The organism is Pseudomonas sp. NPDC077408 (assembly GCF_050269105.1).
In the GTDB taxonomy this organism is placed as follows: Bacteria; Pseudomonadota; Gammaproteobacteria; order Pseudomonadales; family Pseudomonadaceae; genus Stutzerimonas.
Genome location: NZ_JBNNHS010000002.1, coordinates 13139 through 25997 on the forward strand (window position 1 = coordinate 13139; position 12859 = coordinate 25997).

The following is a 12859-nucleotide window of genomic DNA, read 5'->3' on the forward strand; positions in this document are numbered from 1 at the left end:
CATGCACGACGAACTGTTGACCTTGAGAAATCTTGGCAAGACATCCGCGCAATGGCTGCACGCCTCGGGCATCCATACGGCCGATGACCTGCGTCGACTCGGCGCGGTCAGTGCCTACCAGGCGGTTAAGTCACGGGGATTCAGCGCCTCGAGAGTGTTGCTTTATGCCATCGAAGGGGCGTTGCGAGACATTAATTGGAAGGAACTGCCGGCCCCCCTGAAAACCGAGCTGAACCAGCACCTGGCCCGGTGTGATTACCGAGACAAGAGCTAGCTCACAATGCCCGCTCGGCGCGATTTACTCTCGTCAGGCGCGGCCTTATGGTGAGCACGCGCATCGCTCCACCTCTGTGAGCCCGCTTGTCCAAGGATTGCCGACATGTATCTACTCGGGGAACAACCGGCCTATGCCGATCAACTGATCAACCGTTTGCAGGGGATCCCCGCGCAACTGCTTGAAGGGCTCACCCCTTCTGCACCACCTATCGAGATCAAGGGTTCCGACGATCTGGCGGAAGACCTACCCGAGCAGCACCTATTCGTCATCGAGAGCGGCCTGTTGCATGCACTGGTCGACGAAAGACCATTGTTCTACATGCAGGAAGGCGACCTGCTCGGACTACGCCAAGGAATCGAACTGCCGCTGTGCCGTTATCGCAGCGATGAATCGATTCGTCTGGTTCCCTATGCACGCAGTGCGGTGTTTCGCCATATTCATGCGGATCAGCGGCGGCAAGAGCTCTTCACCCAATACCTGATTGGGCAGACAGCGCTGTTGTCAGATGCGTTGGCGCGACTGAAGCAACCCGAGATCCACCCCACCACCGGGTTTCAGCATTTCGCCGCGGGAGAGGAATTGATTCGACAGGGCGACGATGCGGACAACGTGTTCATCATCATCGAAGGCCATGCCGACGCGCTTGTCGATGGACAGAAAGTCGGCGACGTACAGCGCGATGAGATCTTTGGGGCCATGGCCGTATTCACCCAAGAGAAGCGCAGCGCGACCGTCGTCGCCACTGTCGCCTGCACCGTTATGCTTATCCCCAAGGACCAATTTCTCAGCCTGATGCACAGCAATCCCAAGATTGCGCACAGCCTCATCGAAAGCATGGCCAGGCGCATCGATTTGCTGAACAAAGAGGTGACGCAGCTGCGCATGCCCCTCACCGCCAGCGCGTAGATCCCATTATCTTGGACGAAAACTTTATTTGAGTTCGGCTGTTGACTAACGAATGAGAATTGTTATTATTAGCACCACTGGTCGCAAGATCAGCCGGTAAACTGAAAGGACGGGCAGTCGGCCTTTCAGGTTATCTCCTCATCAGGCTAATCACGGTTTTGACCCGGCTCTTGCCGGGTCTTTTTTTGCCCGCGAAACACTAGCTCCGCTGAACCTCTGTTCCCAGCTACTCGGTTGCCTTACGAAGTTCGGCGCAATGATCCTGCTGCGGCTGAGCCGGGGTAAACCAGACGAAATCGGCCTGATCGGAGGGAGCCCTGTCTCCCACTTCGACAAACATCAATACTCGCGTCGCGGGATTGCGATCTCGACTCGAAAGATACAAAGGCACGCCGAGATCACGCCGGACATGAAAAGCACCTGCCACTAGCATTGCCGGCTTCGGCGCGGAATTCAGCTGCTCGGCCATTCGCAGGTCGCGTTGCTGCTGGACTGCGAGCATGGCGGGCAGCTGCTTCTCTGGCAGCAGGTCGCAGTGGGACGTCCGAATCTGCGCGAGCAAGATCCCCTGCACGTTCTTGTCAGCGGCCGCACCGGTGAGCGTTGGTATACGGCGGTAGACACGCATGATTTCCTCTCGATCGAGATTGGCTGACAGCAAAGGATAGGGCTGCGCCAACGCATGCTTGACCAGCGGGGCGTACAACCGCCATTCCCAACCTTTTTGCCAGTCCAGCGCAGCAGGCAGGTCAGCTGGCCACTGCCCACGGTCAACCAATGCTTGCACCTTAGCGACCTTGTCCTGCTGATCCGGGTTGAGCATTTCCAGCAGCAGACTCCCCTGCGCCCGGCGCTGTGCCAAGGCCTGAAGAAGCCAAAGCTGGAGGGCATGGTGGTCTGGGTTGTCATGGCGCTCCCCTACCAATACCTCATCGACCTTGGCTAGCTCGTCGAGCAACCGCCTCGGCGATATCTGTTCGCCGCTTTGCAGATCGACGATCCGCCCCAGGTCGGGATGCTCGAGACCCTCTGGACTTTGCCAGGCTGGCAAGGGTGGTAGTGACTGACAAGCGGCGGTGAGCAAGATCACGACCAGGGGCAATAGCAATCGCATACATCAATCCTCAGCGAGCAATAACGAGCGGGTGGTCTCTTTCCGGGTGGCGCTGGATCAGCACATCGAGGCCGAACACCGACTTCAGTGGCTCAGACCGCAACACCTGTTCGGGCGTACCGCTCAGATGTACACGTCCGTTAGCCAGCAGCACCAGACGATCGCAGTAGCGTGCCGCAAGGTTGAGATCATGCAGGATGACCAGTACCGCGCCGCCCAGTTTGGCGAACTGGCAGATCGCGTAAAGGATGCTGTGCTGATGCAACGGATCGAGCATGGCCGTAGGCTCGTCGAGCAACAATACTTGCCCAGTACGCCCGGGCCATAGCTGCGCGAGTACCCGCGCAAGGTGCACGCGCTGCTGTTCGCCTCCGGACAGCGACAGGTAACTGCGCTGGGCCAGATGCTGCGCATCTGCAGCACCCAGTGCAGCCGAGACGATAGCCCGGTCGGCTTCGAGACCGCTTTCATGTGGCAGCCGACCTAAGCCGACCACTTCGTCGACGCGAAAACCGAAATTCAAGGTTGAATTCTGCGGCAAAACCGCCAGACAGCGCGCGCGCTCCGGACCACTCCAGCTGTGCAGCGGTTTCTGATGCAACAGCACCTCGCCAGCACCGACAGGCAGCTCGCCACTCAGCGCGGCAAGCAGGGTGCTCTTCCCTGCTCCGTTTGGCCCCAACACCCCTAAAACCTCGCCTGCGTCCAAAGCCACGTTAACGTCAGCGAGGACGTCGGAAGCGCCTCGCCGAACTGAGCCTCCGCGAATACTGAGCATCACTGCGGCTGCCGCAATAACAGGTAAAGAAAGAAAGGCGCGCCCAGCAATGCAGTGACGATACCGATCGGCAACTCGGCAGGCGCCAGCAGAAGCCGAGCAAGGAGATCGGCAAGCAGCAACAGACTCCCCCCAGCCAACGCCGAAGCCGGTAACAGTAACCGGTGGTCGGGACCGATCATCAGCCGCACCAGATGTGGAACCACCAGCCCAACGAAGCCGATCATGCCGGCCGCCGCTACCGCAGCGCCGACACTGAGCGCTGTGCAGAAAACCAGTTCGCGCTTGAGTCGTTCCACATCAAAGCCGAGGTGACGTGCCTCCGATTCGCCCAGCAGCAGCGCATTCAGTGCCCGCGCACGGCGAGGCAACCAGAACGTCATCGCCGCAGTCACCAGCAATAGCGGCCAGAGCCGTGCATAGCTCGCCCCGTTGAGGCTGCCGAGATTCCAGAAGGTCAACGTACGCAACGCTTTGTCATCCGCAACGTAGGTGAAGAGCCCGATCACCGCTCCAGCAAGAGCGGTCAGTGCAATGCCAGCGAGCAGCATCGTCGCGACATGCGTGCGCCCGTCCCGACGACCAAGCCGATAAACCAGCCAGGTGACACCCAGGCCACCGAGAAACGCACTGATTGACAGCAGATAAGGCTCCAGCAGCGGGGAGATTCCGCCGACGAGCTCACCACCAACGATGGTGGCGGCGGCGCCTAGTGCGGCACCACTGGAAACACCGACCAGCCCAGGGTCAGCCAGTGGATTGCGAAATAACCCCTGCATGGCGACGCCGGACAATGCCAGTACCGCCCCCACACTTAACCCGAGCAAGGCGCGTGGCAAGCGTATCTGTCCGAGGATCAGAGCGGCTTGGTCAGCGCCCTCGCCCGTAATCGATAAGCCAAACAGTTGCAGCAAGGCTTTTAAGGTATCGCCCAGCGGTAGAGTGACCGGCCCAAGCGACAGCGACAACCAGAACGCGATCAGCCACACGAGTCCCAGCGAAATAAACAGTGGGCGTGCGGATAGCACTGGGCTCATCAAAAGTTTCGCCAGTTGAAATTTGAGCAGAAGAATAAAAGCCAGCCACCGGCTCCGCCAGCGCTATCAGCCGTTAGCCAACCCAGCGACTGCTGATTGAGTGATAATTCTCTCGAAATAAGGAGGTCCGGATGATTCGACTGTGTGATGCCTCTGAGGTGACGGAGGGCCAGAGCAAGGGTTTCGAACGAGAAGGGCAGCGCCTGCTGGCAATACGCAAGGAGGGCACACTCTACGTTTATCAGAATCGTTGCCCACATCGCGGAATCCCTCTGGAATGGTTGCCGGACCAGTTCCTCGACAGCAGCGGCAGCCTGATCCAGTGCGCCACCCACGGCGCCCTGTTTCTCATCGATAGTGGCGAGTGCGTGGCCGGCCCCTGTGCAGGACAGGCATTGCGGGCGCTGCCATGCATCGAGCAGGACGGCACCATCTGGTTACAGAACGTGCGCTAGTGCGACGTTGCGTACGAGCGACGATTGGCCGCGTTGGGTATCATGCGGTCACTGCTTCCTGTGAGATGACCATGCGCCGTTTGCTGAGTCTGCTGCTCCTGTTCTTCGCCCTCCCTGCCGCCGCAGGCCTGTTTGACAGCCGTCCTAGCGTGACGCTTGGAGGCCTGAACAACAGCGCGGACTTCTTGCCGGTACGCGAGGCGTTTCGCCTGAACCTGATCGACGCCTCGCCGGAGCTGGTGAAACTGCGTTTCGTCGCGGCGGAAGGCTATTACCTCTACCGGCACCAGTTCAAATTCAGGACCGATACGCCTGGGGTTGTGGTCGCCGAGGCGAATCTTCCAGCCGGCGAGCAGAAGACCGATGACTATTTCGGCGAAGTCGAAGTCTATTACGGCGTGCTCGACGTCGAGCTACCGATTCGCAACCCGCAGAACCAACCCTTTACGTTGCAGGTGACTTACCAAGGTTGCGCAGACAAAGGCTTGTGCTATCCGCCGGAAACCGAATCTCTCGATATTGGTGGCGCGCCGACAGGGCCGCCCAAAGCATCGCCTCCAGACAGTCAGACCGATGCCACCAGTGCCGGTCTCTCCTGGCGCTCGGTGGCGTTATTCTTTCTCGCGGGTTTGGGGCTGACCTTCACACCGTGCGTCTTGCCAATGCTGCCGATTCTGTCCGGGGTCGTTTTGCGCGGACAGATCGGCGGGATGCGCAGCTTTGGTCTATCGCTCGCCTACGTCTTGCCAATGGCGGCCGGCTTCGCCGTGCTCGGTGCGCTTATGGGTATGTTCGGAGCCGAGCTCAATCTGCAGGCACGCCTGCAATCTCCCTGGATCCTAGTGCCATTCGCGCTATTTTTCGTCGCCTTTGCCCTGGCCATGTTCGGACTGTTCGAGCTGCGCGTCCCGCAGGCCATGGGCTACCGCCTCGAGCGTATTGCGGGTAACGCCAAGGGCGGCTCCTTCGTCGGTGCCGCACTGCTCGGCACTGTCTCCAGCCTGCTGGTTTCGCCATGCGTCTCGGCACCGCTTGCTGGCGCTCTGCTGTATATCAGCGCCAGTGGCGATGCGCTGGGTGGCGGACTCAAACTGTTTGCCCTTGGTCTGGGAATGGGCACACCGCTGATTCTATTCGCCATTGGCGGCGGCGCCCTGCTCCCCAAGAGCGGACCATGGATGGTCACGGTGCGCAACGTGTTCGGTGTGCTGCTGCTGGCAGTCGCGGTATGGATGCTCGAGCGGGTTTTGCCAGGTCCGCTGGCGCTGGCACTGTGGGGTTTGCTGGCCGCCGGCACGGCATTGTTCCTTGGCACCTTGGAGTTCGGTCTCAAGACTCCCAGACAAAAACTGGCACAATTACTGGGCTTGGTCCTGCTGGTCTATGCCCTGGCGGCTTGGGTCGGTGCGCTGCAAGGTGGCTCCGATCCGCTTCGCCCATTGCCCCGCTCGACGTCAGCCGTCGGCAACAGTTTGGCCAGCGAAACTGAAGCCTGGCGCACGATAACCACCCCAGATGAACTCGACGCCCAGCTTAAAGCGGCCCAAGCAGCCGGCCAGCCGTTAATGCTCGACTGGTACGCCGACTGGTGCATCAGCTGTAAGGTGATAGAGCGCGAAGTGTTCGCCGCCCCTCAAATTGCACCCCGCCTGGAAGACTACCGCCTGGTTCGCTTCGACATTACGGACAGTAACCCGGAACAACGGGCCTTGCTGGACCGCTATAACCTGTTCGGACCGCCTGCGGTTCTATTCTTCGATCGCGCCGGCAATGAACTGACCGACGTCAGGGTCGTCGGTGAAATCGATGCCAGCCAGTTTGCTGAACGACTGGACCGCGCCGAAGCCTCTCTCTAGACGATTCCCTGCGGCAATCTCCAGTCATAATGTCGGCATTTACGCCGATCAAGACATGACTGGACAGTCAGCCCTAGCTTCGGGCATAGTTTTTCCCCTCACCGACCGACGCGCTCCAAGCGGCTGGCTGGATAGAACAACAAGGAATACTCATGGCGACGTTTCTGGTCCTCCACGGCCCGAATCTGAATATGCTTGGCACTCGCGAACCTGGCGTTTATGGCGCCATAACACTGGCTCAGATCAATCAGGATCTGGAGCAGCGAGCCCGCGACGCCGGCCATCACCTGCTGCACCTACAATCCAATGCCGAGTACGAACTGATCGAGCGCATCCATGCCGCACGCGGTGAAGGCGTGGACTTCATCCTGATCAATCCCGCCGCTTTCACACATACCAGCGTCGCCTTACGTGACGCGCTGCTGGCGGTGAGCATCCCATTCATCGAAGTGCACCTGTCCAACGTGCACAAGCGTGAACCTTTCCGCCATCACTCCTACTTCTCGGATGTCGCGGTAGGGGTGATCTGCGGCCTTGGCGCCAGCGGCTACCGCCTGGCATTGGAGGCCGCCCTGGAACAACTCGCTGCTTCCTGACAGGACCGCGCGCGACACGCGCCCGGCCTCGAAGAAGCGAGCAGCAATGCCCTTTGAACCTACTTGGGAGTCACCGCTTCATGGATATTCGTAAAGTCAAGAAACTGATCGAACTGCTGGAAGAGTCCGGTATCGACGAACTGGAAATTCACGAAGGCGAAGAGTCTGTTCGCATCAGCCGTCACAGCAAGCAGGTTGCAATGCAGCAGCCCTACTACGCCCAGGCACCGATGCCAGCACCGGCAGCCGCTCCTGCTGCAGCGCCAGCCGCCGACGCCGCACCGGTGCAGCCGAAGCTAAACGGCACCGTGGTCCGTTCGCCGATGGTAGGCACCTTCTACCGCGCATCGTCGCCGGAATCGGCAAACTTCGTCGAAGTTGGCCAGAGCGTTAAGAAAGGCGACATCCTCTGCATCGTCGAAGCGATGAAGATGATGAACCACATCGAGGCCGAAACCAGCGGCACCATCGAATCCATCCTGGTGGAGAATGGTCAGCCGGTCGAATACGACCAGCCGCTGTTCACCATCGTTTGAACCGCGGAGAACCAGCGATGTTGGAAAAAGTACTAATCGCCAACCGCGGTGAAATTGCCCTGCGGATTCTGCGAGCCTGCAAAGAGCTGGGGATCAAGACCGTTGCAGTTCACTCGACCGCAGACAGAGAGCTGATGCACCTGGCCCTGGCCGACGAGTCCGTCTGCATCGGTCCGGCCCTCGCCACCAACTCCTACCTGCACATCCCCTCGATTATTGCCGCCGCAGAAGTGACCGGCGCCACGGCGATCCATCCCGGCTATGGCTTTCTGGCTGAGAACGCCGACTTTGCCGAGCAGGTGGAGAAATCCGGTTTCGCCTTCGTCGGTCCTAAAGCGGAAACCATTCGCCTGATGGGCGACAAGGTCTCTGCCAAGGAAGCCATGATCAAAGCAGGCGTGCCTGTGGTGCCGGGTTCCGAGGGACCGCTACCGGAAGATGAAAACGAAGCGCTGCGCATCGCACGCGAAGTCGGCTATCCGGTGATCATCAAGGCAGCAGGCGGCGGCGGCGGCCGCGGCATGCGCGTGGTCCACAAAGAAGAAGACCTGATCAAATCGGCCAAGCTGACTCGTACCGAAGCGGGCGCAGCGTTCGGCAATCCGATGGTCTATCTCGAGAAATTCCTGGGCAATCCGCGCCACGTCGAAGTTCAGGTGCTGTCCGACGGACAGGGCAACGCTGTGCATCTGGGCGACCGCGACTGCTCACTGCAGCGCCGCCATCAGAAGGTTCTGGAGGAAGCACCTGCCCCCTATATCGACGAAAAAGCACGTGCCGAAGTACTCAAGCGCTGCACCGATGCCTGCGTCGAGATCGGCTACCGGGGCGCCGGTACGTTCGAGTTTCTTTACGAAGACGGTCGCTTCTACTTCATCGAAATGAACACGCGCGTACAGGTAGAGCATCCGGTAACCGAAATGGTCACTGGTATCGACATCGTCAAGGAGATGCTCAGCATCGCTGCCGGCAACAAATTGTCGATCAAGCAGGAAGACGTGGTCATTCGCGGGCATTCGCTGGAATGCCGGATCAACGCCGAAGATCCCTCCAACTTCCTGCCCAGCCCCGGCAAGGTGAAGCACTTCCACGCGCCTGGCGGCAATGGCGTCCGGGTCGATTCGCACCTGTACAGCGGTTATTCGGTGCCGCCGAACTACGATTCGCTGATCGGCAAGCTGATCACCTACGGCGCGACACGTGAAGAGGCCCTGGCTCGCATGCGCAACGCTCTGGACGAAATCGTTGTCGATGGCATCAAAACCAACATCCCGCTGCACCGGGATCTGGTCCGAGATGACGGCTTCTGCAAAGGCGGCGTGAACATCCATTACCTGGAAAAGAAGCTGGGAATGGACAAGCACTGATCGAGTGCTGACATTGACAAGGGCTGCCGATTGGCAGCCCTTGTCGTTTCTGGCTTCAGCCGGATGGAAGCTGCACGCAGGCTCCAGTAATATTTCGACTTTTCCCCGGCCGCCTATCCCGGCCGTTCGCTCCGAGAGGCCACAATGCCCTGGCTACAACTTCGTCTCGCCATCTCACCGGAACAGGCAGAAGCCCTCGAAGACGCACTATTGGGCGTTGGCGCAGTGTCCGTAACCTTTATGGACGCCGAAGATCAACCAATATTCGAGCCCGATCTCAACACCACCCCGCTGTGGTCACACACACATTTGCTGGCGCTATTCGAAGGCGATACCGACGAAAGCAACCTCCTGGCCCACTTGCAGCTCCTAACGGGCGGCGAGCTGCCCGAGTATCAGCTCGAGCGGATCGAAGACCAGGATTGGGAACGCAGCTGGATGGACAGCTTCCACCCGATGCGTTTCGGCAGTCGCCTATGGATCGTGCCGAGCTGGCATGCTGCTCCAGAACCGGACGCGGTGAACCTATTGCTCGATCCCGGCCTGGCCTTTGGCACCGGCACTCACCCGACCACGGCGCTCTGTCTGGAGTGGCTGGACGCGCAGCCGCTAGATGGTTTGGACGTGCTGGATTTCGGCTGTGGTTCCGGCATTTTGGCCATTGCTGCCCTGCTTTTAGGCGCAAAGCAAGCGGTGGGAACCGACATCGACGTACAGGCGCTCGAGGCATCGCGTGACAATGCCGGGCGCAACGGCATCGACCCTGCACGCTTCCCGCTCTATCTGCCCGAGCAGCTTCCCGATGGCCAGGCTGACGTGGTGGTCGCCAACATCCTCGCCGGCCCGCTGGTGACACTGGCACCGAGCATCATCGAAAGGGTCAAGCCCGGCGGCCGTCTGGCCCTGTCGGGAATATTGGCCGAGCAGGCTGAAGAGGTCCGTGCCGCCTATGCAGATCAATTCGCGCTTGACGCGACGGCGGACAAAGATGGTTGGGTGCGCATTACCGGCACCCGTCGGCTGTGATTAAAGTCTCTGGCCGAGCACTCAACTCGGCCGTTCTCCACTGCGGCTCACTGGCGTGCATGCGCTAGACTACGGCCATTTAAGCCGGACCAACGCATGACCAGCTTCGTCACCCAGTGCCCCCATTGCCAGACCAGCTTCCGCGTCAGCCGCACCCAGCTCGCCGCTGCCCAGGGTGTGGTGCGGTGCGGTGCGTGCATGGAGCTCTTCAATGCCGCCCGCTACCTGCAAGAAGCAGACACGACTGGCAACAGCGACGCGGGCGCAGACGCCACTCGCCTCTCCGCCGCCAGCGACGCGCCAAAAGCGCGAGCGCTGCCAGACAAACCTGTAGATCAAGACGACACGTTTTGGATCCACGACGATCTGGATCTGGATAGCCTTGATCTTGATGAAGAGTTGGCAAAGCTTGAGCGACAGGAGTTGGAACTGTCCCGCGAGTTCCTGGAACTTGAACCGCAACCTGGTGAACAGCAGCACAGCGAACACACGGACCATTCAATTGATGACGACGAAGCGTGGGCCGAGCAGCTGTTGAGCGCGGAATCAGCGCCCCAAATACGCAACGAGCCGCTCAAGGCGGAGCCAGAACATACCGCCGAGCCCGGCACCGATATTTCGGATATCCACTTCACCCCAGTGAGCGCCGAACACCCCGCGCCGCCGAGCCCACTGGCAAGCACTACTGATCCATTGATCGGCCAGCTCAATTCAGCGGGACGCACCGAGCCCCTGCTCGATCGGCCGTTCGATTCCGACGAAAACAGTGCGCAGTTTGCCCTGGCGGGCCGAAAACCAGTCAGCACCGAGCGAGAATACGGCCGTGGGGAGCGGCTGTTCGAACTGGACGATGAACCATTGCAACTCGATTGGCAGGCGCGCCGGCGCCCCTGGGGCCGCTGGTTGGGTTGGGGCTTATTGAACCTGATCGCCCTGCTTGGCTTAGCAGCGCAGTATGCCGCCTATAACTTCGACGAGCTCGCGCGACAAGATGAGTACCGCCCTTGGCTGGAGAAAATCTGCCCTGCTCTTGGCTGCGAGTTGCCGCCCAGAGTCGACATCAGCCAGATCAAGAGCAGCAATCTAGTGGTACGCAGCCACCCGGACTTCGCTGGGGCGCTGGTTGTCGATGCGATCATCTACAATCGCGCACCCTTTGCCCAGCCTTTCCCATTATTGGAAGTGCGCTTCGCCGACATTCAGGGCCAGACACTTGCGCGGCGTACGTTCAAGCCCGGCGAATACCTCTCAGGAGAGCTCGCCGGACAGCGGGAAATGCCTTCGCAGATTCCTATCCACATTGCTCTGGATATTCTCGACCCGGGTATTACGGCAGTAAATTACAGCCTCGCGTTTCGCTCCCCCGATTAACGACCGCACAGCCTGAGACGATAAGTGGCCTTTGCCGCCCCCTTTTTCGGGGCGGCATGCTACCGCTGGTTATAAGCTCGGAGCTGTTCAGATTTTGTTCAGAACAGCCTTTAACCCGTCATCCGTAGCGGGTATTATGCACACCCTTTTTTGCTGTCCCGATCGACCTAACAAGCAGGCTCCAAGCAGGGAATCTTCATGTCAGCGGTACGCATCGGCCCCTATATCCTTCCGAATCGATTGATCCTCGCGCCCATGGCCGGCGTGACCGATCAGCCGTTCCGCCAGTTATGCCGACGTCTAGGCGCTGGCATGGTGGTGTCGGAAATGGTGACCAGCGATGTGCGCCTGTGGAACAGCCGCAAATCGCGCCTGCGCTTGCTGCACGACGGGGATCCAGAACCGCGCTCAGTGCAGATCGCCGGCGGCGATCCACAAATGCTGGCCGAAGCGGCCGCTCGCAACGTCGAACTGGGCGCGCAGATTATTGACATCAACATGGGTTGCCCAGCCAAGAAAGTGTGCAACAAGGCCGCCGGCTCGGCGTTGATGAAGGATGAAAAGCTGGTCTCGGAAATACTCGAGGCTGTGGTCGCTGCGGTTGATGTGCCAGTAACCCTGAAAATCCGTACCGGGTGGGACAGGCAGAACAAGAACGGGCTCGCGGTGGCGAGAATTGCCGAGCAATCTGGGATCGCCGCGCTGGCCGTTCATGGCCGAACGCGTGCCGACCTCTACACAGGTGAAGCGGAATACGAGACCGTCGCGGCGATCAAGCAGGCCGTGTCGATACCGGTGTTTGCCAATGGCGACATCGATACACCAGAAAAAGCCCGCCAGGTGCTCGACACCACGGGTGCGGACGGACTGCTCATTGGCCGAGCCGCGCAGGGTAAACCGTGGATCTTTCGTGAGATAAACCATTACCTCGCGACAGGCGAGCTGATGGCACCTCCGACGCTGGGGGAGATCGAGGGTATTCTGCTGCAGCATCTCAAGGCACTGCATGCGTTCTACGGCGATGTGATGGGAGTACGTATCGCCCGTAAGCACGTCAGTTGGTACCTGGCAACACTACCCGGCGCGCAGGAATACCGCGGCCGGTTCAACGGTTTGGAAGACAGGGATGCGCAATGCGCCAGCGTTCGGGGATTTTTCGCCGAACGCCGTACACGCCCTGATTCGGGGGAAGGAAAAGGGGTGGCTGCATGACGCTGTTGAACGAAACCTTGTTAACTGGAACAACATCCGTGAGCGACAACGTGAACCTCAAGCAACACCTTAATACGCCGAGCGAAGCAGGTCAGACCTTGCGAGGCAGTGTGGAGAAGGCGTTGCATAACTATTTCGCGCACCTAGAAGGCGCGGACGTTACGGACGTTTACAACCTGGTGCTTTCCGAGGTGGAAGCCCCACTGCTGGAAACCGTGATGAATTACGTCAAGGGCAACCAGACCAAGGCCTCGGAGCTGTTGGGCCTGAACCGTGGCACCTTGCGTAAGAAACTCAAGCAGTACGACCTTCTCTGATTAGCGGTGAG

Annotated in this window: 14 protein-coding genes; 11 read left to right on the forward strand and 3 right to left on the reverse strand. The window is 59.7% G+C overall.

Going from position 1 to position 12859, the window contains the following annotated elements; genetic code table 11:
• Position 1: 1 nt before the first annotated feature.
• Together ACQKEK_RS05125 and ACQKEK_RS05130 are read left to right on the forward strand one after the other, a co-directional pair.
• Positions 2-274, forward strand: a complete 273-nt coding sequence (locus ACQKEK_RS05125) for a TfoX/Sxy family protein (RefSeq protein ID WP_128119985.1) — start codon at positions 2-4, stop codon at positions 272-274.
• 105 nt (positions 275-379) lie between these two features.
• Positions 380-1183 carry a cyclic nucleotide-binding domain-containing protein gene (locus ACQKEK_RS05130; RefSeq protein WP_128119986.1) on the forward strand — a complete coding sequence of 268 codons (804 nt, stop codon included), beginning with the start codon at positions 380-382 and terminating at the stop codon, positions 1181-1183.
• Between the two features lie 226 nt (positions 1184-1409).
• On the opposite strand, the gene ACQKEK_RS05135 is transcribed toward ACQKEK_RS05130, so the two are convergent.
• The 3 genes from ACQKEK_RS05135 to ACQKEK_RS05145 are packed head-to-tail and all read right to left on the reverse strand — an operon-like array spanning position 1410 to position 4058.
• Positions 1410-2297, reverse strand: coding sequence for a ChaN family lipoprotein (locus ACQKEK_RS05135; RefSeq protein WP_128119987.1), 888 nt, complete (start codon positions 2295-2297; stop codon positions 1410-1412).
• A gap of 10 nt (positions 2298-2307) precedes the next feature.
• Entirely contained in the window at positions 2308-3075 is a 768-nt protein-coding gene (locus tag ACQKEK_RS05140; protein ID WP_128119988.1) for a heme ABC transporter ATP-binding protein, read from the reverse strand.
• Positions 3075-4058 carry a FecCD family ABC transporter permease gene (locus ACQKEK_RS05145; protein WP_499142205.1) on the reverse strand — a complete coding sequence of 328 codons (984 nt, stop codon included), beginning with the start codon at positions 4056-4058 and terminating at the stop codon, positions 3075-3077. The genes ACQKEK_RS05140 and ACQKEK_RS05145 overlap by 1 nt, the downstream gene beginning before the upstream one ends.
• A 185-nt stretch (positions 4059-4243) precedes the next feature.
• On the opposite strand from ACQKEK_RS05145, the gene ACQKEK_RS05150 reads away from it, so the two are divergent.
• The 9 genes from ACQKEK_RS05150 to fis all read left to right on the forward strand — a co-directional run bounded on the left by ACQKEK_RS05150 (position 4244) and on the right by fis (position 12848).
• Positions 4244-4567, forward strand: coding sequence for a Rieske (2Fe-2S) protein (locus ACQKEK_RS05150; protein ID WP_046164273.1), 324 nt, complete (start codon positions 4244-4246; stop codon positions 4565-4567).
• Between the two features lie 71 nt (positions 4568-4638).
• Positions 4639-6423, forward strand: coding sequence for a protein-disulfide reductase DsbD (locus ACQKEK_RS05155; protein ID WP_499141393.1), 1785 nt, complete (start codon positions 4639-4641; stop codon positions 6421-6423).
• Between the two features lie 152 nt (positions 6424-6575).
• Positions 6576-7019, forward strand: a complete 444-nt coding sequence (gene aroQ, locus ACQKEK_RS05160) for a type II 3-dehydroquinate dehydratase (protein ID WP_045424891.1) — start codon at positions 6576-6578, stop codon at positions 7017-7019.
• An 80-nt stretch (positions 7020-7099) separates the two neighbouring features.
• Complete coding sequence (gene accB, locus ACQKEK_RS05165) at positions 7100-7555, forward strand: acetyl-CoA carboxylase biotin carboxyl carrier protein (protein ID WP_046164271.1); 456 nt, start codon at positions 7100-7102, stop codon at positions 7553-7555.
• A 17-nt stretch (positions 7556-7572) separates the two neighbouring features.
• The gene (accC, locus tag ACQKEK_RS05170) at positions 7573-8922 is read left to right on the forward strand and encodes an acetyl-CoA carboxylase biotin carboxylase subunit (RefSeq protein WP_499141395.1); all 1350 of its coding nucleotides are present in this window, start codon (positions 7573-7575) and stop codon (positions 8920-8922) included.
• A 144-nt stretch (positions 8923-9066) separates the two neighbouring features.
• The gene (gene prmA, locus ACQKEK_RS05175) at positions 9067-9948 is read left to right on the forward strand and encodes a 50S ribosomal protein L11 methyltransferase (RefSeq protein ID WP_499141396.1); all 882 of its coding nucleotides are present in this window, start codon (positions 9067-9069) and stop codon (positions 9946-9948) included.
• A gap of 96 nt (positions 9949-10044) precedes the next feature.
• The gene (locus ACQKEK_RS05180; protein ID WP_499141398.1) at positions 10045-11319 is read left to right on the forward strand and encodes a DUF3426 domain-containing protein; all 1275 of its coding nucleotides are present in this window, start codon (positions 10045-10047) and stop codon (positions 11317-11319) included.
• Between the two features lie 198 nt (positions 11320-11517).
• Positions 11518-12531: a tRNA dihydrouridine synthase DusB gene (dusB, locus tag ACQKEK_RS05185; RefSeq protein WP_499141400.1), complete on the forward strand. Its 1014-nt coding sequence runs from the start codon at positions 11518-11520 to the stop codon at positions 12529-12531.
• Positions 12528-12848, forward strand: a complete 321-nt coding sequence (fis, locus tag ACQKEK_RS05190) for a DNA-binding transcriptional regulator Fis (protein WP_021208373.1) — start codon at positions 12528-12530, stop codon at positions 12846-12848. Before dusB ends, fis begins: the two co-directional genes overlap by 4 nt.
• Positions 12849-12859: the final 11 nt, after the last annotated feature.

Excerpts from the sequence above, each read along its gene's own strand:
- ACQKEK_RS05125 (WP_128119985.1), top strand. The coding sequence starts at position 2 with ATGCACGACGAACTGTTGACCTTGAGAAATCTTGGCAAGACATCCGCG.
- ACQKEK_RS05135 (WP_128119987.1), bottom strand. The coding sequence starts at position 2,297 with ATGCGATTGCTATTGCCCCTGGTCGTGATCTTGCTCACCGCCGCTTGT.
- ACQKEK_RS05150 (WP_046164273.1), top strand. The coding sequence starts at position 4,244 with ATGATTCGACTGTGTGATGCCTCTGAGGTGACGGAGGGCCAGAGCAAG.
- ACQKEK_RS05140 (WP_128119988.1), bottom strand. The coding sequence starts at position 3,075 with ATGCTCAGTATTCGCGGAGGCTCAGTTCGGCGAGGCGCTTCCGACGTC.
- dusB (WP_499141400.1), top strand. The coding sequence starts at position 11,518 with ATGTCAGCGGTACGCATCGGCCCCTATATCCTTCCGAATCGATTGATC.
- ACQKEK_RS05180 (WP_499141398.1), top strand. The coding sequence starts at position 10,045 with ATGACCAGCTTCGTCACCCAGTGCCCCCATTGCCAGACCAGCTTCCGC.
- accB (WP_046164271.1), top strand. The coding sequence starts at position 7,100 with ATGGATATTCGTAAAGTCAAGAAACTGATCGAACTGCTGGAAGAGTCC.
- ACQKEK_RS05130 (WP_128119986.1), top strand. The coding sequence starts at position 380 with ATGTATCTACTCGGGGAACAACCGGCCTATGCCGATCAACTGATCAAC.
- fis (WP_021208373.1), top strand. The coding sequence starts at position 12,528 with ATGACGCTGTTGAACGAAACCTTGTTAACTGGAACAACATCCGTGAGC.
- accC (WP_499141395.1), top strand. The coding sequence starts at position 7,573 with ATGTTGGAAAAAGTACTAATCGCCAACCGCGGTGAAATTGCCCTGCGG.
- ACQKEK_RS05155 (WP_499141393.1), top strand. The coding sequence starts at position 4,639 with ATGCGCCGTTTGCTGAGTCTGCTGCTCCTGTTCTTCGCCCTCCCTGCC.
- aroQ (WP_045424891.1), top strand. The coding sequence starts at position 6,576 with ATGGCGACGTTTCTGGTCCTCCACGGCCCGAATCTGAATATGCTTGGC.
- prmA (WP_499141396.1), top strand. The coding sequence starts at position 9,067 with ATGCCCTGGCTACAACTTCGTCTCGCCATCTCACCGGAACAGGCAGAA.